This is a genomic window from Thermococcus henrietii (genome assembly GCF_900198835.1).
In the GTDB taxonomy this organism is placed as follows: domain Archaea; phylum Methanobacteriota_B; class Thermococci; order Thermococcales; family Thermococcaceae; genus Thermococcus; species Thermococcus henrietii.
In genome coordinates, this window is sequence record NZ_LT900021.1 from 587376 (window position 1) to 610569 (window position 23194).

Here is a 23194-nt window from a genome sequence, read left to right on the forward strand (position 1 = left end):
AAAGAAAGGTTTACAGGGGCTCGTAGAAGCCTATCTCCGGCTCGTAGATTTCTCCATCGGCTAAGAGCTGGCTTATGGCTTCTTCAATGATTTCCTCGTCGAACTCCTTGGAGAGCTTCTTGACTATGAACTTGTGCGACAGGGCTTTGCCCTTCTCGCGGAGGAGGTTCATGACCGCTTCCTTAGCCTTCTCGAGCTCGGGGTTGACCGGCGTCTCTTCGGCCTCTTTGGTCGTTTCTTCCTCGATTAGCTCTTCTTCAAGGGCCCTCTGCTCAAGCATCATCGTGTATAGCTCGTCTATCGTCTGGAGTAGCTCCTCGTCAACGCCCTTGTTCTTGGCTATGACCTTGGCCTTGGCCGTTATGCCGTAGCGGTCGTAGATTTCGAAGGCTATCTTCGCCTTCTCGGCGTGCTCGACCTTGTCGCGGAGCGTTTCAAAGCGGTGGAGTATCCAGAAGTTCGGGCTCACCTTCGCAACTCCCTCGACGAGTATCTGCTTGTCGTCGCGCCATTCAGCCACTTTTCCGATTATCTGGACTATGTCTCCTTTCTTCACGAGCCTTATGAAGCGCGTGTCGTCTCTAAAGCCGAGAACCCAGATGGTTCCGGTTCCGTCGTCAATCTGGAACTTGCCGTAGGTCTCGTCGTCGCTTATCACCGGCTCCCTGACGACAGTGGCAACGACCTTGACGCGGTAGACCTTTCTGGCGTCGCGCGTTATGAGGTAGTTGGGCTCGAAATCACCTTCGCTCCTGACGTAGTAGCCGTCGAGGATGTCCTTGATGTAGACCCTGCTCGCTGGAAGGCGCTTCTTCATAGCTCCTCACCTCCGAAGAAGCTGATGACGTTCTCAACCTTCGGGAGCACTTTCCTCTCGAGCTCCCTTATCTCCTCCAGGGCCTCCAAATCGGCGTCGCTGAAGTCCTGTATGACCTCGCCGAAGATGTGGACGCTCTCCTCGCTCCTTATGACCCTGCCGATGACCCTGACGACCTGGCCGTTCTCGGGGAGGACGTTCTCCTCGCTCTCGACGAGTATAACTCCAGTCCCGTCGTCGAGCCAGAAGGTGTAGTCAAGCTTGTCAACCTTGAAGGCCTTGCCTATCAGGGAAACCCTCGTATCGTCTTCCCTAATCTCGGCAATCTTCCTCTCGACGGCGGGCTTTCTCCGTCTGAACCTCATCTCCTCCATTTCACTCACCACCGAAGGCCCTCAAAACTTCCCTCAGCTCCCTTCTCGCGAGCTCTATCTCGCGCCTCTCATCAACGTCTTCCCATGTTCTGGCCTTGAGGAGCGTTCCGAGGAACTTGTCCTCCGTGACGTTGCCCCTGACGATTATCTCCCGGCCGAGGAGCGGGTAGTAGGTCTCCTCCGCTAGCTTTCTACCGGCTTCCCTGAGGGTCAGGCCCTCATCTATGAGCTTCCTGAGCCTCTCGTCTATCTCTTCTGGACTTTCGCCGAGCAACTCGCTGGCATCGTCGCCGAAGAGCGTGACCCTGATGTAGCCTGTTGAGTCGTCCAGGCCAAAGTCGAGGACGACCATCTTCACCGGCTTCACCGGGCCGTGCTCGGGGCAGACCCAGCTCTCGCTCGCTGGGTCGTAGTCAACCTTCCTCCTGCACTCTGGGCAGGAATCGTAGGTTATGACGCGGTAAAGCCTCGCTATCGTTCCCCTGAGCTCGACGAAGCGCTCGCTTCCTTCGAGGTCCTTAATCTTCATCCTCCTGTAATTGTAGGTTCTGACCTCCTCGATGGGAGGTATCTCCTCTACACGCGGGTCCTCCGGGTCCTTGATGATTCTCGTGCGGTAATTGGCGTGGAGCTCTATCCCGCGCATTCCCTCCTTGACGAGGGGGTCTATGACCTTGATGACGTCGCCCGGGTTGAGCTCGTCGTAGTACTTGCTAACGAAGTTGTCCCAGAGGACGAGCCTCGCCTGGCCCGTGGAGTCGTACACGATGACGTTCGCCACCCTTCCGGTCGAGCCGTCCCTCTTCTGATACTCCCTCGGAGGGAACTTCCTGAGAACCCTCGCGACGATGTTCACGTTGCTCATTCCCGGGACGAGGTCAGCTATGTGGAGGAGCTCCTCGCCCTCCTCGAGCTTGACGCCGAGCTCTTCGGCCAGCATTACGGCCGCGGCGTGCTCGGAAATCCCGTGGGTTTTAGCCAGCTCGGCAATCCTCTCCTCGATTTCCTCCTTTGAGAGGCCCCGATGTCGGATGATTCGATTGATTATCTGCTCCTTTGTAAGGCCTACCATAGCACTCACCTTGATGGTAATCCGTTTTTGGAGTATTTAAACTTTTCCCTCCTAACTTCTTTTGGCGAGAAGGGGCATTATTTCTGTGCTATCGAAGAAAAAGGATAACTGGGAGCTCAAGAAGTTCCATCGCTTTCGGAGCTGTCTCTCTCTGGTTCAGTATTCTCGTCCCCGGCCTTGCCCTCGAGCTTCGCTATGAGGTCGCTGTACTCCGCGTGGACGACCTTCTTGAAGGCCTCTTTGATTATTGTCGGGTCGTTCTCGGGGAAGCCGTAGAGCTCCGCGAACTTCTGGGTCGTCCCGAGGAGCTTCGTCCTCTCGTAGGGCTCGGCGTAGATTAGACCCATCTCCGTCAGCTTCCTTATGTGCTCGTAGGCCTGACTTCCGCGGAGCTTTATGATTTTGCTCTGCTCTATCGGCTGGAGGTAAGCTATAAGCGCGAGGGTCTTCAGCTCGCCGGTCCTCAGGTCGGGTCTCGGCATGAGGTGGATAACCCTCTGACTGTACTCCTGCTTGACCTGCATGACGTACTTATCGCCCAGAACCTTGACGACCTCTATGGCGCTCTTTCTCTCCACGTACTCAGCCGCTATGAGCTCGATGAGCTTTTCGAGGTAGTCTAGGGATTTTATCCCGAGGGCCTTTGAAAGTTCCTTGACGCTGAGCGGTCTTCCCGAAACGAAGAGGGCCGCCTCAACGAGGGCCTTGTCCTCCAACAGTCCCATGGTTCACACCTGTCGGAGGTCTTGTCGAAGTTGGTTATTAAACTTCCGTCATTCCCCCGCAAAAATCCGCTTCAGCATGGATAGTTCCTTTGGATTCCAGGCTCCTTCTTCTATGAAAACGAGAAGGAGAGCTCTGTTTACAAGTGCCATGTCTCGGAGCGTCGCGAGGAATTTGAGAACCGGCTGGAGGCCGTTATAGGTTACGAGGAACTCCACACCGTCAATGACAACAACCCCCGTAACGTCCTGGGCAGAGGCCTCGCGCAGGTATCTGCTTACTATTTCGCTCATCCTCGCGAGGTTCGTGGGGTGGATTCTCATATCTCCCGTCACAGCGGTTAGCATGTATCCGGTCCAAGCAGGAAATGTGTTTGGCTCCCTTAGAAACGCGAGGACGGGATAATCCTTAAGGTGGGTAACAACTCTCTCGTAGTCCCTCCTCGTTAGCAACCGGACACCCGGTTTGACTTCAACGGCAGGTTTGCTCCCAATGAACCTCTCCGAGAGCACCATCTTGGCCATTAGGTAAGCAGATAGTACCGTCAGGAAAGCTCCGAGTGCAAAACCTATTGGCGCGAACCACTGAACGTCCCTGAGGACGGGGTAGTCCATTTCGTGGAGCCCAAAGAGCGCCAAGGCGATTCCAGCCCTTCTCGCCGTTGGGAAGTCGGCCTCAGCTGAGGCTATAGTGACCCCCGCGAGAAAGACGTAGAATGCCGAAATCCCGTAGGACACGCCAACTCGTGACTCCCAGCCGCTACCCAATAAAAGGCTGTAGATGGTCCCGACGATTGGAGGGAGGGCCCAAATCCAGGGTCGCTTGAGTGAGACCTGGCCCTCTTCGATTAGGAACAGCAGGGAGCCGTAGAAGAGAACGGCGGAGAAGAGGGCATAGAAAACCGCGACGAGCGTTTCCATATCGAGGGTGTCCATGAGTACGACGACCGCTGACACAAGCCATGCGATGGCGAGGTAAATTGGGGAACGTCTCCCTGAATGTAGGTACGCTTTTAAGAGGAACGCCGCCACGGCAACCTTTGCAAAGAGGCTCAAGAGCTGGCCTGCAATCAGCATAACACCCATTGCAACCACTCTAATATCTTTGAGATGTTGCTGTTATAACCTTTTTCCCCATTATTACTCAGTATTGTCCAACTATGCTCTATCTAAGTATGATGCACAAGGTTAGTTGTATAAACACCACTGTACGCAAGCGAAAAGTTTTTATAGTTAATAGTACGAAGGGATTCCGATAACAATGAGCGGCACCACCACCCGCCTCGGTCTCAATGGTGCCCTTCCCCTTCTTCTCATTGCCATAGACATTATTCTCATCATTATTCTCTGAAGTGGCGGCTCTTTTTTTGTCGCCCGCAAAAGTCCTGGAGGTGTTCTCCATGAAGCCCTTTGGTGGTTTCGGTTGGGATGGGTCCGTCTGGAACGCCCTTGAAAACTCCCCCGGCTGGCTGACCGTTGTTCTCAGAACGCCAGTTGGGCCAAGAGAAGTTGAGAGTTTCGTGGAGGAAGAGCTCAGGAGGCACGGCTGGAGCGTGGACTTCAAGGCCAACTGGTGGGCGTTTGGCTACGGCGTCGCCCTGTTCGAGACCTTCAGGCACGGCAAGAGGAGGAGTGTCGTCGTCAAGTGGGTCTCCGGTGGAAGGGACGAGGTGCTGAAGGTCGAGCCCCTCGACGAGGAAACTGGCCGGTGCGAGCTCTTCTCGATGGTCGAGATGGTGAGCGACGGCCTGATGAACGACCCAGTGCTTAGGAACATGATGGGGAGGTACTGACTCAATGACGCCCCGCCGTACCAACCTTTCGATTTCCTGCCTTCTTCTCGGGGTCTCTGCTATAGCCGTCATTATTGGGATTATTATTCTCTGAAAACCCGGCCAAGCCGGGAAACGGAGGTGTTTCTGCGGTGGTCTCTATGCGCGGTGCAAAGGCCCTCGTGAGGGCTCTGGAAAGGGAGGGTGTGAGGAACACCTTCGGCATAATCGGGGGAAGCATAATGCCAGTCTTCGACGAGTTCCTTGACAGCGGACTAAGGCACATAACGATGCGCCACGAGCAGGGGGCGGCGCACGCGGCGGACGGCTACGCGAGGGTTTCCGGCAGGCCCGGTGTCGCCATAACGACTTCCGGGCCCGGCGCGACCAACCTCGTGACCGGAATAGCGACGGCCTACATGGACTCCTCCCCGATAGTTGCCATAACCGGGCAGGTGCCGACGTACATGGTGGGCAAGATGGCCTTCCAGGAGACCGACATCATAGGCGTCACGAAGTCGATAACCAAGTGGAACTACCAGATACGGAAGCCGGATGAGGTTCCCAGGGCCGTTAAGATGGCCTTCAGGATAGCGACTCTGCCGAGGACGGGGCCGGTTCTGCTGGACTTCCCCAAGGACGCCCAGACCGGTGAGGCGGAGATGGACTTTGACGTTGACGTTGAGCAGCTCATCACTCCCTTCCGCCCACCGAAGCTCGATGCCTGTCCTGAGGAGGTTAAGAAGGCCGTCGACATGATCCTCTCCGCTGAGAGACCGGTCTTCATAGTCGGCGGAGGTGTCGTTGCCAGCGGTGCCGGCGATGAGGTTCTCGCGATAGCGGAGTACCTGCTTATTCCAATAATGGCGACGTTCATGGGCAAGGGTGCTGTTCCGGAGAACCACCCGCTCTACGTCGGCAACCTGGGGATGCACGGTAAGGTTGCCGCCAACAAGCTTCTGCCCGAGACGGATCTCATAATAGCGGTTGGAATGCGCTGGAGCGACAGGACGGTGAGCGAGTTCGAGAACTTTGCGCCCGAGGCCAAGATAATCCACATCGACATAGACCCGAAGGAGGTTGGAAAGAACGTCAAGGTTGACCTCGGGATAATCGGTGATGCGAAGCGGGTTCTGGCTTCAATAAGGCGTGAGATAATGAGACGCGTTCAGAAAAGAGAGGACTGGCCGTGGCTTAGGAAGGTCAGGGAGTTCAAGGAGCGCTACCGGGAGGAGATCCCGGAGATCGATGGAAACTACCTCAGGCCCCCGGAGATACTGAGGGAGCTCAGGAAGCTCCTGCCAGCTGATGCGATAGTTGCAACCGAGGTCGGCCAGAACCAGATGTGGGTTGCCCTCTACTTCCCGATACTGAAGCCCCGGACGTTCGTTACGTCGGGCGGGCTGGGAACGATGGGCTTCGGCTTCCCGGCGGCTATAGGGGCCAAGGTCGCGAAGCCCGACAGGGTGGTCATCGACATAGCCGGCGACGGGAGCTTCATGATGTCCGAGAGGGAACTGGCCACGGCCGTGAGCGAGAAGATACCCGTGATAGTTCTCATCCTCAACAACTCCTCCCTCGGCATGGTGGCCCAGTGGCAGAGGATGTTCTTCAGGAGGCGCTACGTCGGGACGTACATACGGAACCCTGACTTCGACAAACTGGCAAGGGTCTACGGGGCCAACGGCTTCCGCGCCGAGACGATGGACGAGCTGATCAAAGCCGTGAGGGAGGGCATGAGCTCGGACGTCCCGACTGTGATCGACGTTCCTATCCACCCGGAGGACGACGTTCTGCCGATGGTTCCGCCGGGGGAGCACATAACGAAGGTCGTAACGAGGTATTGAGGTGGTGAAAATGGTGAAGGTGTACTACGACGATGAGGTAAGCATGGACGTTTTGAAGGACAAGACGGTTGCCGTCATAGGCTACGGCAACCAGGGAGAGGCGCAGGCGAAGAACATGAGGGATTCGGGGGTGCACGTGATCCTCGGCCTCAGGCCGAACGGGAGCTCGTGGAAGAGGGCCGAAAAGGACGGCTTCGAGGTCTATCCCATAGAGGAGGCCGTCAAGAAGGCCGACGTCGTGCACATTCTCATCCCGGATCTGGTTCAGCCCGAAGTTTACAGAAAGCAGATAGAGCCGTACCTCAGGGAGGGACAGGCCCTCGGGTTCTCACACGGCTTCAACATCCACTTCAAGCAGATAGTCCCGCCCGAGTACGTTGACGTCGTGATGGTGGCTCCCAAGAGCCCCGGGAGGCGCGTCAGAGAGGTCTACCTGGAGGGCTTCGGCGTTCCGTCCCTCATAGCGGTCTACCAGGACTACACGGGAAAGGCCAAAGAGCTGGCCCTCGCGATGGCCAAGGCCATAGGCTCGACTAGGGCGGGCGTCATAGAGACGACCTTCAAGGACGAGACCGAGAGCGACCTCATCGGGGAGCAGCTCGTCCTCGTCGGCGGCCTAATCGAGCTCATCAAGAAGGGCTTTGAGGTCCTTGTGGAGCTCGGCTACCCGCCGGAGCTGGCCTACTTCGAGGCCTGCAACGAGGCGAAGCTCATAATGGATCTCATCTACGAGAAGGGCTTCACGGGAATGCTGAGGGCCGTCTCCGACACGGCGAAGTACGGCGGGCTGACGGTCGGCCCGAAGGTGATAGACGAGCACGTCAAGGAGAACATGAGGCGCTACGCCGAGAGGGTCAGGAGCGGCGAATTCGCAAGGGAGTGGATAGCCAAGGCGGACAACGCCCGGGAGGTCCTTGCGGAGCTGATGAAGCCGATTGAGGAGCACGAGATTGAGAGGGTCGGACGGTTCATAAGGAAGATGTCGGGCCTCGAGCCCTGACTTCCTTTTTTGGAGGTGGGGCAATGAAGGTGGACGTTTTCGACACGACGCTCAGGGACGGCGAGCAGACGCCGGGCGTGAGTTTGACCGTTGAGGAGAAGGTGGAGATAGCGAAGCAGCTCGCGAGGCTCAACGTCGATGTAATCGAGGCCGGCTTTCCGGTCGCGTCGCCGGGAGAGTTCGAGGCCGTCAGGAGGATAGCGGAGACCGTCACAGGCCCCGTCATAGCGGCCCTCGCGCGGGCCGTTGAGGGCGACATACGGAAGGCCGGCGAGGCACTCTCAAACGCGGAGCGCTCGAGGATTCACACCTTCATAGCGACCTCCCCGGTTCACATGAAGTACAAGCTCCGCAAGAGCCCGGAGGAGGTTAAGAAACTGGCCGTTAAAGCCGTGGAGCTGGCCTCCCAGCTCGCCGACGAGGTGGAGTTCTCGGCCGAAGACGCGACGAGGAGCGACCCGGACTTCCTCGTGGAGGTTTACGAGGCCGTCATAGATGCCGGTGCGACGGTGATAAACGTCCCCGACACGGTCGGCTACACCACCCCCGAGGAGTTCTACGGGCTGATAAAGCACCTCAAGAAGAACCTGAGCCTGAGGGGCGTCAAGATAAGCGTCCACTGCCACGACGACCTCGGTTTAGCGGTTGCAAACTCGCTCTCAGCGGTAAGGGCCGGGGCCGAGCAGGTGGAGGTGACCGTAAACGGGATAGGTGAGAGGGCCGGGAACGCCGCTCTGGAGGAGGTCGTGGTTGCCCTCGACACGAGGAGGGACTTTTACAAAGCGGAGACCGGGATAAACCTCTCCGAGATAGCGAGGACGAGCCGGCTCGTCGCCCACCTGACCGGGATAGAGGTGCCTCCGAACAAGGCGGTCGTCGGGGCCAACGCGTTCGCCCACGAGTCGGGAATCCATCAGGATGGCGTCCTCAAGGAGAGGACGACCTACGAGATAATAGACCCGAAGAGGCTCGGCTTCTCCGGCAGCAGGATAGTTTTGGGCAAGCACTCCGGCAGACACGCCTTCAGGGAGAAGCTGAGGGAGCTCGGCTACGAGCTGAGCGAGGAGGAGCTTGATCGGGCCTTCGCGAGGTTCAAGGAGATAGCCGACAGGAAGAAGAGCCTAACCGAGCTCGACATTGAGGCGCTGCTGTACGAGCTCGAGGAGCCAACGTACCGCGTCGAGATGGTGCACGTGACGGCCACCAAGGGCCTCTCAACGGCCGCTGTGAAGGTTCTCGACGGCGGGGAGCGGGTCGAGGTGTCACACTCCTTCAACGGGCCTGTCGATGCCCTCTTCTCGGCCATAAACCGCGTCCTTGGAATAGATGCCAGGCTCGTGGAGTACCGCGTTAGTTCGGTCGGCTCGGGGAGGGATGCGCTCGGGGAGGTCCTCGTCAGGGTCGAGAAGGACGGAAAGGTGCTCGTCGGGCGCGGCCTCAGCACGGACATCCTCGAGGCGAGCGCTCAGGCTTACCTCAACGCCGTAACGAGGTGATGCGAATGGGAATGACTATGGCTGAAAAGATACTCGCCAAGCACGCCGGAAGGGAGGAGGTAAAGCCCGGGGAAATTGTCATGGCGAAGCTCGACTTCATGCTCGGGAACGACGTGACGGCGCCGCTCGCCATAAAGAAGTTCAGGGAGCTCTCCGACAGGGTCTTCGACCCGGAGAGGATAGCGATAGTGCTCGACCACTTCACCCCGAACAAGGACATAAAGGCCGCGGAGCAGTGCAAGTTCTCCCGTGAGTTCGCCAGGGAGCAGGGGATAAAGTGGTTCTTCGAGGGGGGAAACGTCGGCGTCGAGCACTGCCTCCTGCCGGAGCTCGGCCTCGTCCTCCCAGGGGAGCTGATAATCGGCGCCGATTCTCACACCTGCACCTACGGGGCGCTGGGCGCCTTCGCCACGGGAGTGGGGAGCACGGATCTGGCGGTTGCGATGGCCACCGGCGAGGCGTGGTTCCGCGTACCGGAGACGGTTAAGTTCGTCTACACGGGCGAGCCCGGCCGGTGGATCACGGGGAAGGACCTGATCCTCCACACGATAGGAGACATAGGTGTGAACGGGGCGCTCTACAAGGCCATGGAGTTCAGCGGAGAGGTCATCGAGGGGCTCTCCGTGGAGGGGAGGATGACGATGGCAAACATGGCGATTGAGGCCGGGGCGAAGACCGGCCTGATAGAGCCCGACAAAAAGACGCTCGACTACGTGAAGGAGCGCGCCCAGAGGGACTTCGAGCCGGTGAAGGGCGACGAGGACGCGAAGTACGCGAAGGTCATAGAGTACGACGTCACGGAGCTTGAGCCGCTGGCGGCATTTCCCCACCTGCCCGAGAACACCGTGCCGGTCAGCAGGGCCTCAAAGATGAACATCAAAATCGACCAGGTCTTCATAGGCTCGTGCACGAACGGCCGCTACGAGGATTTGAAGATGGCGGCTGAGGTCCTCGAGGGGCAGAGGGTGGCCGAGTGGGTCAGGCTCATCGTGATTCCGTGCTCGAGGAGCGTCTACCTCAGAGCGATGAAGGAGGGCCTCCTCGAGGTCTTCCACGAGGCCGGGGCTGTAATAGGGCCGCCGACCTGCGGGCCGTGCCTCGGCGGCCACATGGGGATCCTTGCGAGCGGGGAGAGGGCAGTCTCGACCTCCAACAGGAACTTCGTCGGCAGGATGGGGCACCCGGAGAGCGAGGTTTACCTGGCCAACCCCTACGTTGCCGCTGCCTCTGCCGTTCTCGGAAGGATAGCCTCTCCCGAGGAGGTGGTAAAATGAAGGTTCGCGGGAGGGCGTGGAAGTACGGCGACCACGTCGACACGGACGTCATAATCCCTGCGCGCTACCTCAACACGTCCGAGCCGGCCGAGCTGGCGAAGCACGTTCTCGAGGACCTCGACCCCGAGTTCAGGTTCAGGATGAAGCCGGGGGACATGATAGTTGCCGGGGAGAACTTCGGCTCCGGGAGCTCGAGGGAGCACGCCCCGCTCGCCATAAAGGCGGCTGGTGTTTCCTGCGTGATAGCGAAGAGCTTCGCGCGCATCTTCTACCGCAACGCCATCAACATCGGCCTGCCGATACTCGAGGCGCCCGAGGCAGTTGATGCGATAGAGACCGGCGACGAGCTCGAGGTGGACTTCTCGACCGGCGAGATAAGGAACCTGACGAAGAACGAGGTCTACCGCGCGAACCCGTTCCCGGACTTCGTGATGGAGATAATAAGCGCGGGCGGCCTCGTGGAGTACACGAAGAGGAGGCTTGCGAAATGAGGATAGCGGTCGTTCCGGGCGACGGGATTGGAAAGGAGGTTGTCGCGGAGGGCCTCAAGGTCCTCGGGAAGGTCGAGGAGCTGTTCAACGTGTCGTTTGACTTCGAGGAGTTTCCCTTCGGCGCCGAGCACTACCTCAAAACCGGCGAGACGCTCCCGGACTGGGCGGTCGAGGAGCTCGGCAGGTTCGATGCCATCTACTTCGGCGCGATAGGCGACCCCCGCGTCAAACCCGGCGTCCTCGAGCACGGAATACTCCTGAGGCTCCGCTTCTCCCTCGACCTCTACGTGAACCTCAGGCCCGTGAAGCTCTACCACCCGAGGCTGACGCCGCTGAAGGGGAAGGAGAGGATAGACATGGTCTTCGTCAGGGAGAACACCGAGGGCCTCTACGCCGGCTCCGGCGGCTTCCTCAGGAAGGGGACGCCGAACGAAGTTGCCGTGCAGGAGATGATAAACACGCGCCACGGCGTCGAGAGGGCGATAAGGTTCGCCTTCGAGTACGCGGTGAAGACGGGCCGGAAGAAGGTCACGCTCGTGGACAAGGCCAACGTCCTCACGTACGCCCACGACCTCTGGGAGAGGGTCTTTGCGGAGGTCTCGAGGGAGTACGCTGACATCGAGACCGATCACTACTACGTCGATGCCATGGCGATGAAGATGGTCCGCTCCCCGGAGGTCTTTGAGGTAGTCGTCACACCAAACATGTTCGGGGACATCCTGACGGACCTCGGTGCGGAGATAGTCGGCGGACTCGGACTGGCCGCCTCGGCCAACGTCAACCCAGAGGGGACGGGAATGTTCGAGCCGGTTCATGGCTCGGCTCCCGACATAGCCGGGAAGGGGATAGCCAACCCGCTCGCGGCGATCCTAACGGCATCGCTGATGCTCGAGCACCTCGGCCTGGGGGATGCCGCGAACGCAGTAGAGAAGGCCGTTGAGAAAGTCATAGCGGAGAACAGGGTAACGCCGGACCTCGGTGGAAACCTGAGCACCTCCCAGGTGGGTGATGCCGTCGTGGAGGCCCTCGAGGTGGTTGTATGAGGGTTGAGCTCTACGACACGACGCTGAGGGACGGCTCTCAGATGGAGGGAATAAGCTTCTCGCTGGAGGACAAGCTCAGGATAACGGAGAAGCTCGACGAGTTCGGGATCCACTACATAGAGGGCGGCTGGCCCGGCTCGAACCCGAAGGACATCGAGTACTTCCGGGCCGTTGGAGATTTGAGCCTTGAGAACGCGAGGATAGCGGCATTTGGAAGCACGAGGCGGCCGAGGCTCAGGCCAGAGGACGATCTGAACCTCAACGCCCTCGTCGACTCCGGGGCAGAGATTGCGACGATATTCGGCAAGAGCTGGGACCTGCACGTCAGGGACGCCCTGAGGACGACCCTCGAGAACAACCTCGAGATGATAGCGGACTCAATCGAGTACCTCCGGGAGCACGGCATGCGCGTTTTCTACGACGCGGAGCACTTCTTCGACGGCCTCAGGGCCAACGAGGAGTACGCACTGGCGACGGTGAAAGCTGCGGACGAGGCGGGGGCCGAGAGAATCATCCTGGCTGATACCAACGGCGGCTCGCTCCCCTCGTGGATAAGGCACGGCTTTGAGCTCGTTAAGGAGGTGGTGAAGGCCCCCCTCGGCATACACGCCCACAACGACTCGGAGCTCGCCGTCGCGAACTCGCTCACCGCCTTCGAGGCCGGGGCCGTTCAGATACAGGGGACGGTAAACGGCATGGGGGAGCGCTGTGGCAACGCGAACCTCGTCTCGATAATCCCTGCCCTCGAGCTCAAGTACGGCGTCGAGGCCGTTGGAGAGGAGAGGCTGAGGAGGCTGAAGGAACTGGCCCACTTCGTCGCCGAGCTGGCGAACATGGAGATCCCGAGGAACCAGCCCTACGTCGGGGAGAGCGCCTTCGCCCACAAGGGCGGCGTCCACGTTTCAGCTGTGCTTAAGAACCCCGAGACGTACGAGCACATAAACCCCGAGCTAGTCGGCAACAGGAGGAAGGTTGTCGTTTCGGAGCTCTCCGGGAGGAGCAACCTCATCTACAAGGCCAGGGAGCTCGGCATTGAGCTCGACGAGAACGACCCAGCCCTCCCCGAGGTTGTCAGGCTTATAAAGGAGCTCGAGTTCAGGGGGTACCACTTCGAGGCGGCCGAGGCGTCCCTTGAGCTGCTGATAGAGAAGGTGCGCGGTAACTACAGGCCCTTCTTCGAGCTCGAGCGCGCGAGGATTATAACGGAGATACTCCCCGGGGGGAGCCCCATCTCCGAGGCAACCGTCGTGGTGAGGGTCGGGGACGAAAGGGTTCACACCGTTGCCGAGGGCAACGGTCCGGTAAACGCCTTAGACCTGGCCCTTAGGAGGGCCCTGACGGAGTTCTATCCCGAACTGAGGGAGATAGAGCTGGTTGACTACAAGGTCCGCGTCCTCGGGAGCGAGAAGGGCACGGCGGCGAAGGTCCGCGTCCTCATCCGCACCGGGGACGGAATGAAGAGCTGGGGAACGGTTGGAGCCTCGACGAACATAATCGAGGCGAGCCTGAAGGCGATAACCGACGGCATGGAGTACTGGCTTATGAAGGAGTGTGATGGGAATGAGAAGCGATGTGGTAAAGCGGGGAGTTGAGAGGGCACCGCACAGGTCCCTCTTCAAGGCCATGGGGCTTACGGATGAGGAACTGGAGAGACCGCTCATAGGCATGGCGAACTCCTTCAACGAGGTCATCCCTGGACACATACACCTCAGGGAGATAACGGAGGCCGTGAAGGCCGGCGTCAGGATGGCGGGGGGAACACCCCTGGAGTTCGGCGTGATGGGAATCTGCGACGGCATAGCCATGAACCACTCCGGCATGAAGTACTCGCTCCCCTCAAGGGAGCTCATAGCGGACACTGTTGAGACGATGGCCAGAGCCTACAACTTCGACGGCCTCGTCCTCGTTGCCTCCTGCGACAAGATAATCCCTGGGATGCTCATGGCCATGGCGCGCCTCGACATTCCGGCAGTCTTCGTCTCCGGCGGTGCGATGCTGCCGGGCAGATACAAAGGCCAGTACGTGGACATAAAAACGGTCTTCGAGGCCGTCGGGGCAGTGAAGGCGGGAAAGATGAGCGAGGCCGAGCTTCACCTTCTCGAGGAGCTCGCGAGTCCCGGCTGCGGCTCCTGCGCCGGCATGTTCACGGCCAACACCATGAACGCCCTAAGCGAGGCCCTCGGCGTCTCCCTGCCGTGGAACGGGACGGCTCCGGCAGTTTACGCCCACAGGCGGAGGATAGCGAAGAGGACAGGGATGGCGGTGATGGAGCTCGTGAAGAACGACGTCAGGCCGAGCAGGATACTCACGAAGGAGGCCTTTGAGGACGCGATAGCGGTGGACATGGCCCTCGGGGGCTCGACCAACACGGTGCTCCACCTCATGGCGATAGCGAGGGAGGCCGGGGTTGACCTGAGCCTCGACGACTTCGACAGGATAAGCGAGGTAACTCCAAACCTCGTCAAGCTGAGCCCCTCCGGAGACCACTACGTCCTCGACCTCTACGAGGCCGGCGGAGTCCTCGGCGTCATGAAGCGCCTCTCGGAGCTCGGCCTCATCCACGAGGAGAGGCTTACGGTGGCGATGAAGACCGTCGGCGAGCTCCTCAAGGATGCCTTCGTGTCGAGGCCCGAGGTGATAAGGCCTGTGGAGGAGCCATACTCCAGGCGTGGGGGCCTGATGATACTCCGTGGAACGCTCGCCCCGGAGGGGGCCGTTCTAAAGGTCTCGGCCGTCTCGGGTGTGGAGAGCTTCGAGGGCACCGCGAAGGTCTTCGAGAGCGAGGAAGAGGCCACAAAGGCGATACTCACCGGGGGGATAGAGAGGGGCGACGTCGTGGTAATCCGCTACGAGGGGCCCAAAGGCGGCCCGGGAATGAGGGAGATGCTGACCCCAACGTCCGCCATAGCCGGCATGGGGCTCGATAAGGACGTCGCCCTCGTCACGGACGGCCGCTTCTCCGGCGCCACGAGGGGCCTCTCGGTGGGCCACGTCTGTCCGGAGGCGGCCGACGGCGGCCCGATAGCCCTCGTGGAGGACGGGGACAGGATAAGGATTGACGTCAAAGCGAAGAGGATAGACCTCCTCGTGCCGGAGGAGGAGCTCGAGGAAAGGAGGAAGAGGTGGAGACCGAAGGAGAAAGTCCTAACGGGCTACCTCGCGAGGTACGCGAGGATTGTGGGGCCGGCCAGCGAGGGTGCGGTGCTCAGACCGCAAAATTTATAAACCCGCCACGACAGGTATGAATCGGCACGGCGGCCATAGCGGCGGGGTTACACCCGGTCTCGTTTCGACCCCGGAAGTTAAGCCCGCCTGCGTTCCCGGGTGTACTGCCCTCCGAGAGGGGGCGGGAAACCGGGAACGCCGCCGGCCACTATCACGCGCCCGGGTGGTGTAGCCCGGCCCATCATACGGGACTGTCACTCCCGTGACCCGGGTTCAAATCCCGGCCCGGGCGCCAAAGAACCTTTTCCCGGAAACGTTTCACCAAAGTGAGCATGCTTTTTTGAAGGACAGTTTTTGAGTGGATTCCTTTGTGAGTCTCTCTTTTGGGGATAGATTCCTCTAAGAACCCCTCCAAAAGGGTTCGAGTCTTTCACGCCCCTCCAGAGCGTGGGAAAATGGGAAAAAGCTCAGTCCACGAAGGCCAAACCGTTCCACAGCTCCCTTATCTCGCGTGTCGCGTCGGGGTAGAGCCTCTTGAAGGTTATCCTCCAGTAGCCGTTCCCCAAGTCCTCTATGTCCTCGATGTGAATTTTAAGGCCGAGCCTCTCGAAGTGGCTCACCATTCTGTGGGCGGTGCTCACGTTCTTCACCCTCACCCTGAAGGTCTCCTCGACGTCGTGGCCCTGCGATACCTCTTCGATGCTCTCAACGAGGGGCTTTAGGAGGGCCTCGCCGAGGGCCTTCGCGTAGTTCTCAAAGTCCTCGCCCCTAACCCTCCGCTCGGCTATGTAGAAGGCGAGCCGGCTTATTCTTCCCATGAAGTAGCCACCGGGCAAGTCGAAGAAGATTCTGGAGCCTATCCTTATGTCGTTGATGTTCGCGTAGGGCGTCACGTACTTCGCTATTCTCTTCATGTCCGGCGTCTTCATGACGACGCCTTCCCGCTTCTCCTCGCTGAGCCTATCAACAAGCTCCCTCAGTTCGTCGATTCTTGAGCGGTCGTAGAGGCCGAAGACCCCAACCTGCGGAATCCCGTACTCCTCGGCGAGTTTATACCTCTCCTCTGCCGGAATGCTCCTGCCGGTTCCCTTCTCCTGGATGTCGAACAGGAAGAACTGTATGTCTTCCTTAACGTAGGGTGGCCCCTCGACCAGATACGGACTCTCTGGCCCGGCCATCTCGCCGACGAGAATGAGGTTGGGATAATCCCTGAAGAACTCCTCGTTGATGAAGTCAAGAATCCTCTCGGTCGTGAAGGGGCAGACGAAACCGCCCCGGGTGAGCGCTAAAATCCTGTCCTTGACTTTGACGACGCGGACGTTGTAGCCGTCAACCTTCTCCTCGACGTAGAAGGGTTTGCCCTTGAATATCCTCCTTACACCGTTCTCGAGCTGGACGATTCGCTTTATGTGCGGAAATCCTAAAACGACTGTCCCGTCCTCAAAAACGGCCGTTCCCCTCCTGAAGCCCCTCGCCGAATCGCGGAAGCGGACGTAGCGGATTCCCTCGAAGGTATCCTCCTCTATCCCACCCTTGCCTTCAAGAACCTCAAGTCTCTCCTCCGGCAGGCCGAGCTTCAGGAGAAGGTTTCGAAACCCCGAGCTGACCATCCTCTCACCGTAGTACATTGGGCGCTGGGGTTAAATAACGTTGTCATCCCGCCGTGACGTTCAGCTCGACCCATGCACGCCAGCCCTGGTCAGAGACCGCGACGACGTAGAGGTGGAACGTCCCGCTTCTCCGCGGGGTGATGCTCACGCTGATGTTCTCCCTTCCGTTCGGCTGAAGGTAGAACTCCTCGGGCAGGACGCTGACGGCTACCCCCTCCGGCGCGGTGAGGTGAGGTTCAAGGGTTATCCACTGGGGACTGTCCCTGGCAGGTCCCTCGTAGACTATCAGCGAGACCCTGCCGTAGTAGGGGTATTCCTCCCCGTTGATTCTGTAGTGTCCACCCACGAGTTCTCCTTTGACCGTGAGCGACTGGCCGACACTGAGGTGAACGCTGGTGGCGTTCAGGTGAATAAGTTTGGCGTTGAAGTTCCCGAAGCCCGGAGGGATTGGTTGAGCCCGGGGCTGGGAGTTGTACGTCATGGCGTAGCCGAGAACCGACAGCGCCAGCAGTCCTACCACAACGAGGAGCGCTTCGACTCGCTCCATAGCAATCACTAATGGTACATTAGGACGAAGTGCGTAAAAACGTGTTGGAATGAAAGAAAGGGTCAGCGCTTCATCGTGGAGAGAACCTTGGTGGTGACGTCGTTGCCTTCCCTGTCGTAAATCCTGTAGTAGGCGCTGTAGGGGAGCTTCATCTTGGCCCTCCTCATGGCCGCCAGTGCGAACTTGAGGTGGTTCTCGTTGACCCAGACGGTGAGTATCTTCTGGTCCTTCCTGACGCGGGCGGCAAGTCCGATGGGCTTTCCAAAGGGCCTGCGCATACCGTTTCCGTAACGGTCGGCCTTCCTTCCGGTAGCCATCGGGTTCTCGCGGAGCACCTGGAACGGGTAAACGCGAATCTTGAAGTGGTAGTTGCTCCTACCGACGTTCTTCTGGAGGTACCTGTTGACCTGAATACGAATGGCCTCAAGGGCGTTCTGCCTTATCTGCATCGCCTGCTCCGCGTGAAGGCTAACCTCGTACTGGAACTCGGCCGAGAGGTTGCCCATGTCGAATATCGTTATCCTCGGTCCGGGGGCACCGCGTATGTATTCCCTCCTCGTGTAAGCGGGCTTGTCAACGTCCCTATCAATCTTCGCTGGTCTAAGTCCCATAATCTCACCTCCAAATGAGCGTAACCGGTCTGAACTTAAGCCGTTTGAGCCCCTTATAAAAGTTTTGGACTTTCACCCATCTTTCACCCTCGTTCCCTCGATTATCAGTCCGAGCGAAAAGGGCAGGAAGGTCAGGAGCGCGATGTTCAGGGTCAGTCCAAAGTGGACCTCCCCGAGCGAGTAAGCCAAGCCGAAGAGCATTCCGCCGATGAAGGTCGAGAGGTTTTGAACCGCGTTCACACCGCCTATCGCGAGCGAGGAGCGGTGGTAGGAAGCTAAAACCTTCCGCGAAATCGGCCTGAAGCTCTGGAACGCGAAGAGGGCCAGAAAAATCCCAAGGAAAACTGTCGGCGCGGTCTTTATCGAAGCTAAAATCGGCGAGATTCCCGCGAGAAGGGCGGTGAGCTTCACCATCTTGGCTTCGCTCCTTACATCGGCGAGCCACGAGACGAAGTAGCTGAGCAACGCCGAGAGGAACCCGGTCCAGCCGAGCAGAACGGCGGTTCTCTCCTTGCTCAGTCCCAAAGCCTCCGAGACGTAGACGTAGGTTATCTCGCCCGAGGTGAAGGCCACTATAACCGCCATCAGCGAGGCAATCGTTAGAACCCTCTTCGGGTTCAGGCTCGGTCTCTCGCCGTCCGGCGTTTTCTTCTTCCTCGGCGTTATCAGGTCGAAGAGGAGGTAATAGCTGAGGAGCATTATAAGGCCGGTCAGGACGAAGAACGCTGAGGAAATCCACATCTGACCGGCCAAACCGAGCCCAACCGTGTAGGCGTAGACGTAGTTGCCAAGGAGAGACGCTGTACTCCCGAAGAAGAAGTAAACCGCGGTAACGCGCGCCCTTATCTCCTTCGGCGTCGTTACAGCTAAAACGAACTGGGCCATCGGCCAGCTTATCCCGTTAAGGAAGCCGTTGAGGAGCTTTATTCCAACGACCTGAAGCCAGCTCAACGTGAGTGGGTAGAGCTGGACGGCTACCGCGTTCCCCATCATCGCTATCGCTCCGAGGTAGACGAGTTTCTTGCCCCGCTCAAGGACGAGACCGCCGAGGACGGACGAGAAGGCCCTCGCAAGCACAAAGGACATCGAGACGAGGGAAACCGCGAACATGCTCGCCCTTAGAATGTCTCGCGTGTAGAAGGCTATGGCGGGGGTTGCGAGGCGAAATGCAATCGTTCCCGTGAAGGCCGAGGCGATGAGGAGCAGAATCCCGGCGAGTCTTCTGCGCTCCATCAGACCACCTTCTGAACGTTACGCACTTGACTTAAAAGGATTTGGCCCCCGAAAGTTTTTCGAAAGCCGAACCGATGGGTGCGTTTAGTTTCAGATTTTTCCGCCAATGGCCGAGCGAAGACTTTTTACCGTCTTCCATCAACACGCTTCGAGGTGATTGGAATGGAGCTCCGTTTCGACATGGAGTATGAGGACGCTTACAGGGAAGTCTACGAGATGGTGAAGCCGAAGTACAAGCTCTTTACCGCCGGACCGGTCGCCTGCTTCCCCGAGGTTCTCGCGATAATGAGCGTGCAGATGTTCAGCCACCGCTCGGCCGAGGCGAAGGCCGTTCACGTTGACACCCTCGAGAGGCTCAAGAAGTTCCTTGAGGCCGACAAGGGCGAGATAATTCTCTTCCCGAGCTCGGGAACCGGCTTCATGGAGTCGGCCGTCAGAAACACCGTCCCGCGCGGTGGGAAGGTCCTCGTCACAATCATCGGCGCCTTCGGAAAGCGCTTCGCGGACGTCGTCGAGGCCAACGGAAGGAAGGCGGTAATCCTCGAGAAGGAACCCGGCTACGCGATAAAGCCCGAGGAGCTGGACGACGCCCTCAGGAAGAACCCCGACGTCCACGCGGTCACAATAACCTACAACGAGACCTCGACCGGTGTTCTCAACCCGCTCCCCGAGCTGGCCAAAGTCGTCCACGAGCACGACAAGCTCCTCTTCGTTGACGCCGTCTCGGCAATGGGCGGAGCTGAAATAAAGTTCGACGAGTGGGGCATCGACCTCGTCTTCGCGAGCAGTCAGAAGGCCTTCGGCGTCCCGCCGGGACTCGCGGTTGCGGCTGTGAGCGAGCGCGTTTTTGAGATAGCCGAGAAGATGCCCGAGCGTGGCTGGTACTTCGACCTACCGCTCTACAAGAAGTTCAACGAGAAGAAGAAGGGAACGCCGTCAACCCCACCGCTCCCGCAGATATTCGGCCTCAACGTCGTTCTCAGGATAATCGAGAAGATGGGCGGAAAGAAGGAATGGCTCGACATGTACAGGAAGAGGAGCGAGATGATACGCGAGGGCGTCAAGGAGATGGGTCTCGGTATTTTGGCTGAGCCCGGCTACGAGAGCCCGACTATTACAGCGGTCGTCGTCCCCGAGGGAATGAAGGGAGTTGACGTTTACAACGCCATGCGCGAGAGGGGCTTTGAGCTCGCCAAGGGCTACGGAAGCGTGGCGGAGAAGACTTTCCGCATAGGCAACATGGGCTACATGACCTTCGATGACATCCGCGAGATGCTCGACAACCTCAGGGAGGTCATAGAAAAGCTTAAGGCCTGATTCTCCCTTCTTTTTAACCATGCGGAGGAGAACGGTTCTACTGGTTCTGTGGCTCGTCGGAAACGTCCTCGTCTTCTGGGCAGTTGCCTTAACCGCGAGCGGTTACTCCCTGGAAGGCTATCTCCCCTGGGAGAGCTCCAAGGTCTTCGCCTACTCCCCTGTTCTCCACTCCAAGCCCGGCGACGAGCCGACCGAGGTCCTCTACATGGTCGGGAGGAACGGTGAGCTGTACTACTACATCGTCTGGCGCGACGAGTACTTCAGCAACCCACTCCTCGACAGGCTCTACCGCGTCATGAGGGGTCTAATCTACGGCACCACTGAGGACATAGAGGTCTTCGAGATAAACCCTGAAAACGGCTCCTTCTACTTCCAGACCTACGACCACTCGCCCGTTCACGGGGAAATATTTCCGGACGGCTCGTGCCTGTGGCTCGAACGCGGGCTGAGCGTCCCCAACTGCACCGTCAACTGGACTCACGTGAAGCTCTACGTGGTCACGTGGAACCACATGCTCTCACTCCTCCCCGAGAACGGCACGGTTCGGGTCTCGCCCGAGATGAGACACATGACTCCAGAGGACTACGTGGCCCTCGGTATGGTGAAGCGGACGAAGTACAGCATCGCGGGCATAACCTTCGGCTCGCTAACGGCTTCCCTCGTCGTTACGGTTCTCCTGAACCTAATACTCTTCGCCCTCTGGAAGAGAAAGCTTCTCCTGAGGGGAGGAAGAAGAAACGTGAGAAACCGCTGGTAGCTAAACTATCGGTTCGAGCTCCCCGTTCTTAATCCTGTAAATCCTGTTTATCTTCTTCATCCCGGTTCTCCAGTCCCTGCTCAGCTCGACGAGAACGTCGAAGCGGTCGAAGGTCTTCTCGTCTATACCGAGCCAGTGCATGACTTCGGCCTTCAGGTCGTCGCTCATTGCCAGCGAGGTGACGATGAAGGCGTAGTCGTCGATTAACCTGTCCAGAATCCTCGGGACGCTGACGGTGTGGAGGGTGTCTATCACGACGTAGTCCGGGCTGAGCCTTCTGAGTTTCTCGATGACCTCGTCGGTTCTCTCCTCCGTCGAGCGCTGGTCGAAGGCGGTATCAATGACCTCGATGTTCGGCTTGAAGGGCTTGAACTCGCCGTAGGCAGTAACAACTGCCACCGTCCAGTCGTCTGGGACGTAGTGGAGTAGCGCTTCCACGAGCTTCGTCTTTCCGCTCCTGCTCGTTCCAACGATTAGTATGTCCTTCTTTCCGAGGACATCTTCCTTCAGGAGCTCCATCTGCTCTGGCCTTGCCGAGCCGTAGCGTATCAAATCCTCGGGCTTGAAGATGTAGACGCCCATTCGGTTCACCGTAAGTATTTCTCGCCGGGGGTTATAACGGTATCTTTTGATAGGCTAAAGCTTCCCTATCTCCCTCAGCCTCTCGAAGTCTCCCAAATCCCATACAAGCCAGCCTTCTTTCTTCAGCTCCTCTTTCCCCTCAACGTTCTTAGCCACCAGCCCGTAGCTCTTTCTCCAGCCCTCAAGCCCCACTAACTCTGCTTTCCTCTCCAAGTCCTTCAAAATTCCCCTTGCTTCCCTCTCACTCAAATCCTTCCACTTAACCTCAACAAATAGGGCCTTCCTCTCCCTCTCGTTCAAAGCGACCAAATCAATCTCCTCTCCCTTCCGCCACCACCTGCCGATTTTCGTAAACTTAAACGGCAACTTTCCAGCCCTGTTCAGCTCCATGAGGAACTGTCTGGCAATGTCCTCAAAGACCCACCCGAGGTAGCGGTTGAAGTTCCTCTCAAAGTGCTCCAGCGCTTCGTTAGGTATTCCAATCTCTATCCCCTCCTTGAACGGGTAAACGAACGTGTAGTAAAAGGCGAAGTAGTTGTCCCGTATGAAATACCGCGAGTTCCTTGCCCGTTTCTTCGGCTTTTCCGTAACGGGAGCTTCCCTGCCAACGATGCCAAGGTTCATGAGTATGCTGAGGTAGCGCGTCAGCTTCGAGCCGTCGAGCCCCGTCATGTTTCTCAGCTCGTTGAACGAGCGGTGGCCGTAGCTTATCGCCTCCAGAATCGTGTTGTAGGTGCTCAGGTCCCGGAGCTCGTATCGGAGCAGGTATTCCGCTTCATCGTAGAGGAAGCCCCTCCCGAAGAACTCCTCCCGCGCGTTCTCCTCGGGCGAGAGTGACGGGTCGAGGCGAAGCAGGTACTCGGGGATTCCATCCACCATGCCGTAGACCTTGACAAGGTCTTCGAGGCTGTAGTTCGGAAAGAACTCGCCGATATGGCAGAACTTCAGGGGCTCGACCTTGAGTGAGAGAGTTCTCCTCCCGTAGATTGGACTGCCGTAGGAAACGAGCTCCTCCATCATCGAAACGCTCGAACCGCAGAGGACGATGCTCCCGCTTCCCCTGAAGTCAAGGTGCTCCTGAAGGACGCCGAGGATTCTGGGGTGGTTTTTGACCAGAATCTGGAATTCGTCAAAGATTACCACGACGTCCTCCGGCAGTCTCTCGAAGAACTCATCAAATGAGCGTACTGGATGCCTCAGCAGTAATTCATCGCCTGTGAGTGAGAAAAGCTTTGCGTTGAGAGTTCTCAGGGTCTCACTAACTTCTTCCTCCTTGCAGAGGTGGTAGAGGGTGTTAAATCCCTTGGAAGCCTCGACGAGGAGTCTCGTCTTTCCAACCCTTCTCCTGCCGTAGACGATAATCAGCGCGCCCTTTTTGAAGGCTTTCCGTAGGGTCGTTAACTCCTCCTTCCTGTCAACGAACTTTTGTGTAATCATGATTATATAATCGCGATTATGCTACTT

The 23194-nt window shown here is 58.5% G+C and carries 22 protein-coding genes, 1 tRNA gene and 1 rRNA gene; 13 read left to right on the forward strand and 11 right to left on the reverse strand.

Going from position 1 to position 23194, the window contains the following annotated elements; all coding sequences use genetic code 11:
* Positions 1-10: 10 nt before the first annotated feature.
* The 5 genes from CS910_RS03280 to CS910_RS03300 all read right to left on the reverse strand — a co-directional run bounded on the left by CS910_RS03280 (position 11) and on the right by CS910_RS03300 (position 4071).
* Positions 11-817 (reverse strand): OB-fold nucleic acid binding domain-containing protein, encoded by an 807-nt coding sequence (locus CS910_RS03280; RefSeq protein ID WP_099209718.1) that lies wholly within the window; start codon positions 815-817, stop codon positions 11-13.
* Positions 814-1191 (reverse strand): replication protein RepA, encoded by a 378-nt coding sequence (locus CS910_RS03285; protein WP_042692575.1) that lies wholly within the window; start codon positions 1189-1191, stop codon positions 814-816. The genes CS910_RS03280 and CS910_RS03285 overlap by 4 nt, the downstream gene beginning before the upstream one ends.
* Position 1192: 1 nt before the next feature.
* Positions 1193-2263, reverse strand: a complete 1071-nt coding sequence (locus CS910_RS03290; RefSeq protein ID WP_099209719.1) for an OB-fold nucleic acid binding domain-containing protein — start codon at positions 2261-2263, stop codon at positions 1193-1195.
* A gap of 116 nt (positions 2264-2379) precedes the next feature.
* Entirely contained in the window at positions 2380-2988 is a 609-nt protein-coding gene (scpB, locus tag CS910_RS03295; protein WP_099209720.1) for an SMC-Scp complex subunit ScpB, read from the reverse strand.
* Between the two features lie 48 nt (positions 2989-3036).
* Entirely contained in the window at positions 3037-4071 is a 1035-nt protein-coding gene (locus CS910_RS03300; protein WP_099209721.1) for a DUF835 domain-containing protein, read from the reverse strand.
* Between the two features lie 314 nt (positions 4072-4385).
* On the opposite strand from CS910_RS03300, the gene CS910_RS03310 reads away from it, so the two are divergent.
* The 11 genes from CS910_RS03310 (at position 4386) to CS910_RS03360 (ending at position 15368) form a co-directional block, all read left to right on the forward strand.
* Positions 4386-4778, forward strand: a complete 393-nt coding sequence (locus tag CS910_RS03310) for a hypothetical protein (protein WP_099209723.1) — start codon at positions 4386-4388, stop codon at positions 4776-4778.
* Between the two features lie 140 nt (positions 4779-4918).
* Positions 4919-6604: a biosynthetic-type acetolactate synthase large subunit gene (gene ilvB / locus CS910_RS03315; RefSeq protein ID WP_099209724.1), complete on the forward strand. Its 1686-nt coding sequence runs from the start codon at positions 4919-4921 to the stop codon at positions 6602-6604.
* A 10-nt stretch (positions 6605-6614) separates the two neighbouring features.
* A complete protein-coding gene (gene ilvC / locus CS910_RS03320) occupies positions 6615-7604 on the forward strand; it encodes a ketol-acid reductoisomerase (protein ID WP_099209725.1) in 990 nt (329 codons plus the stop codon).
* Positions 7605-7627: 23 nt separating this feature from the next.
* The gene (locus CS910_RS03325) at positions 7628-9100 is read left to right on the forward strand and encodes a 2-isopropylmalate synthase (RefSeq protein WP_099209726.1); all 1473 of its coding nucleotides are present in this window, start codon (positions 7628-7630) and stop codon (positions 9098-9100) included.
* Between the two features lie 5 nt (positions 9101-9105).
* The gene (gene leuC / locus CS910_RS03330) at positions 9106-10374 is read left to right on the forward strand and encodes a 3-isopropylmalate dehydratase large subunit (RefSeq protein WP_099209727.1); all 1269 of its coding nucleotides are present in this window, start codon (positions 9106-9108) and stop codon (positions 10372-10374) included.
* Positions 10371-10865 carry a 3-isopropylmalate dehydratase small subunit gene (gene leuD, locus CS910_RS03335; RefSeq protein ID WP_099209728.1) on the forward strand — a complete coding sequence of 165 codons (495 nt, stop codon included), beginning with the start codon at positions 10371-10373 and terminating at the stop codon, positions 10863-10865. The genes leuC and leuD overlap by 4 nt, the downstream gene beginning before the upstream one ends.
* Entirely contained in the window at positions 10862-11908 is a 1047-nt protein-coding gene (locus CS910_RS03340; protein ID WP_099209729.1) for a 3-isopropylmalate dehydrogenase, read from the forward strand. The genes leuD and CS910_RS03340 overlap by 4 nt, the downstream gene beginning before the upstream one ends.
* Positions 11905-13500 carry a citramalate synthase gene (gene cimA, locus CS910_RS03345; RefSeq protein ID WP_099209730.1) on the forward strand — a complete coding sequence of 532 codons (1596 nt, stop codon included), beginning with the start codon at positions 11905-11907 and terminating at the stop codon, positions 13498-13500. Before CS910_RS03340 ends, cimA begins: the two co-directional genes overlap by 4 nt.
* Positions 13469-15133, forward strand: coding sequence for a dihydroxy-acid dehydratase (ilvD, locus tag CS910_RS03350; RefSeq protein WP_099209731.1), 1665 nt, complete (start codon positions 13469-13471; stop codon positions 15131-15133). The genes cimA and ilvD overlap by 32 nt, the downstream gene beginning before the upstream one ends.
* Positions 15134-15158: 25 nt before the next feature.
* Positions 15159-15280, forward strand: a 5S ribosomal RNA gene (gene rrf / locus CS910_RS03355).
* 10 nt (positions 15281-15290) lie between these two features.
* Positions 15291-15368 (forward strand) — tRNA-Asp (locus CS910_RS03360).
* 172 nt (positions 15369-15540) lie between these two features.
* Here the strand turns inward: CS910_RS03360 and CS910_RS03365 are convergent.
* From CS910_RS03365 to CS910_RS03380, 4 genes are all read right to left on the reverse strand, one after another.
* Entirely contained in the window at positions 15541-16683 is a 1143-nt protein-coding gene (locus tag CS910_RS03365) for an RNA ligase (protein WP_099209732.1), read from the reverse strand.
* 43 nt (positions 16684-16726) lie between these two features.
* Entirely contained in the window at positions 16727-17239 is a 513-nt protein-coding gene (locus CS910_RS03370; protein ID WP_145955347.1) for a hypothetical protein, read from the reverse strand.
* 53 nt (positions 17240-17292) lie between these two features.
* Positions 17293-17841: a 50S ribosomal protein L16 gene (locus CS910_RS03375; RefSeq protein WP_099209734.1), complete on the reverse strand. Its 549-nt coding sequence runs from the start codon at positions 17839-17841 to the stop codon at positions 17293-17295.
* Positions 17842-17913: 72 nt separating this feature from the next.
* Positions 17914-19074: an MFS transporter gene (locus CS910_RS03380; protein WP_099209735.1), complete on the reverse strand. Its 1161-nt coding sequence runs from the start codon at positions 19072-19074 to the stop codon at positions 17914-17916.
* A 162-nt stretch (positions 19075-19236) separates the two neighbouring features.
* On the opposite strand from CS910_RS03380, the gene CS910_RS03385 reads away from it, so the two are divergent.
* Positions 19237-20391, forward strand: a complete 1155-nt coding sequence (locus tag CS910_RS03385) for a pyridoxal-phosphate-dependent aminotransferase family protein (protein WP_099209736.1) — start codon at positions 19237-19239, stop codon at positions 20389-20391.
* A 19-nt stretch (positions 20392-20410) separates the two neighbouring features.
* Positions 20411-21148 (forward strand): hypothetical protein, encoded by a 738-nt coding sequence (locus CS910_RS03390; RefSeq protein ID WP_099209737.1) that lies wholly within the window; start codon positions 20411-20413, stop codon positions 21146-21148.
* Here CS910_RS03390 and CS910_RS03395 read toward each other — a convergent pair whose 3' ends face one another.
* Both CS910_RS03395 and CS910_RS03400 read right to left on the reverse strand, forming a co-directional pair.
* A complete protein-coding gene (locus CS910_RS03395) occupies positions 21149-21730 on the reverse strand; it encodes a P-loop NTPase family protein (protein WP_099209738.1) in 582 nt (193 codons plus the stop codon).
* 54 nt (positions 21731-21784) lie between these two features.
* Positions 21785-23167, reverse strand: coding sequence for an ATP-binding protein (locus CS910_RS03400; RefSeq protein ID WP_099209739.1), 1383 nt, complete (start codon positions 23165-23167; stop codon positions 21785-21787).
* Positions 23168-23194: the final 27 nt, after the last annotated feature.

Coding starts and splice junctions, on each gene's coding strand:
- CS910_RS03280 (WP_099209718.1), bottom strand. CDS start 817: ATGAAGAAGCGCCTTCCAGCGAGCAGGGTCTACATCAAGGACATCCTC.
- CS910_RS03285 (WP_042692575.1), bottom strand. CDS start 1,191: ATGGAGGAGATGAGGTTCAGACGGAGAAAGCCCGCCGTCGAGAGGAAG.
- CS910_RS03290 (WP_099209719.1), bottom strand. CDS start 2,263: ATGGTAGGCCTTACAAAGGAGCAGATAATCAATCGAATCATCCGACAT.
- scpB (WP_099209720.1), bottom strand. CDS start 2,988: ATGGGACTGTTGGAGGACAAGGCCCTCGTTGAGGCGGCCCTCTTCGTT.
- CS910_RS03300 (WP_099209721.1), bottom strand. CDS start 4,071: ATGGGTGTTATGCTGATTGCAGGCCAGCTCTTGAGCCTCTTTGCAAAG.
- CS910_RS03310 (WP_099209723.1), top strand. CDS start 4,386: ATGAAGCCCTTTGGTGGTTTCGGTTGGGATGGGTCCGTCTGGAACGCC.
- ilvB (WP_099209724.1), top strand. CDS start 4,919: ATGCGCGGTGCAAAGGCCCTCGTGAGGGCTCTGGAAAGGGAGGGTGTG.
- ilvC (WP_099209725.1), top strand. CDS start 6,615: ATGGTGAAGGTGTACTACGACGATGAGGTAAGCATGGACGTTTTGAAG.
- CS910_RS03325 (WP_099209726.1), top strand. CDS start 7,628: ATGAAGGTGGACGTTTTCGACACGACGCTCAGGGACGGCGAGCAGACG.
- leuC (WP_099209727.1), top strand. CDS start 9,106: ATGGGAATGACTATGGCTGAAAAGATACTCGCCAAGCACGCCGGAAGG.
- leuD (WP_099209728.1), top strand. CDS start 10,371: ATGAAGGTTCGCGGGAGGGCGTGGAAGTACGGCGACCACGTCGACACG.
- CS910_RS03340 (WP_099209729.1), top strand. CDS start 10,862: ATGAGGATAGCGGTCGTTCCGGGCGACGGGATTGGAAAGGAGGTTGTC.
- cimA (WP_099209730.1), top strand. CDS start 11,905: ATGAGGGTTGAGCTCTACGACACGACGCTGAGGGACGGCTCTCAGATG.
- ilvD (WP_099209731.1), top strand. CDS start 13,469: ATGAGAAGCGATGTGGTAAAGCGGGGAGTTGAGAGGGCACCGCACAGG.
- CS910_RS03365 (WP_099209732.1), bottom strand. CDS start 16,683: ATGGTCAGCTCGGGGTTTCGAAACCTTCTCCTGAAGCTCGGCCTGCCG.
- CS910_RS03375 (WP_099209734.1), bottom strand. CDS start 17,841: ATGGGACTTAGACCAGCGAAGATTGATAGGGACGTTGACAAGCCCGCT.
- CS910_RS03380 (WP_099209735.1), bottom strand. CDS start 19,074: ATGGAGCGCAGAAGACTCGCCGGGATTCTGCTCCTCATCGCCTCGGCC.
- CS910_RS03385 (WP_099209736.1), top strand. CDS start 19,237: ATGGAGCTCCGTTTCGACATGGAGTATGAGGACGCTTACAGGGAAGTC.
- CS910_RS03390 (WP_099209737.1), top strand. CDS start 20,411: ATGCGGAGGAGAACGGTTCTACTGGTTCTGTGGCTCGTCGGAAACGTC.
- CS910_RS03395 (WP_099209738.1), bottom strand. CDS start 21,730: ATGGGCGTCTACATCTTCAAGCCCGAGGATTTGATACGCTACGGCTCG.
- CS910_RS03400 (WP_099209739.1), bottom strand. CDS start 23,167: ATGATTACACAAAAGTTCGTTGACAGGAAGGAGGAGTTAACGACCCTA.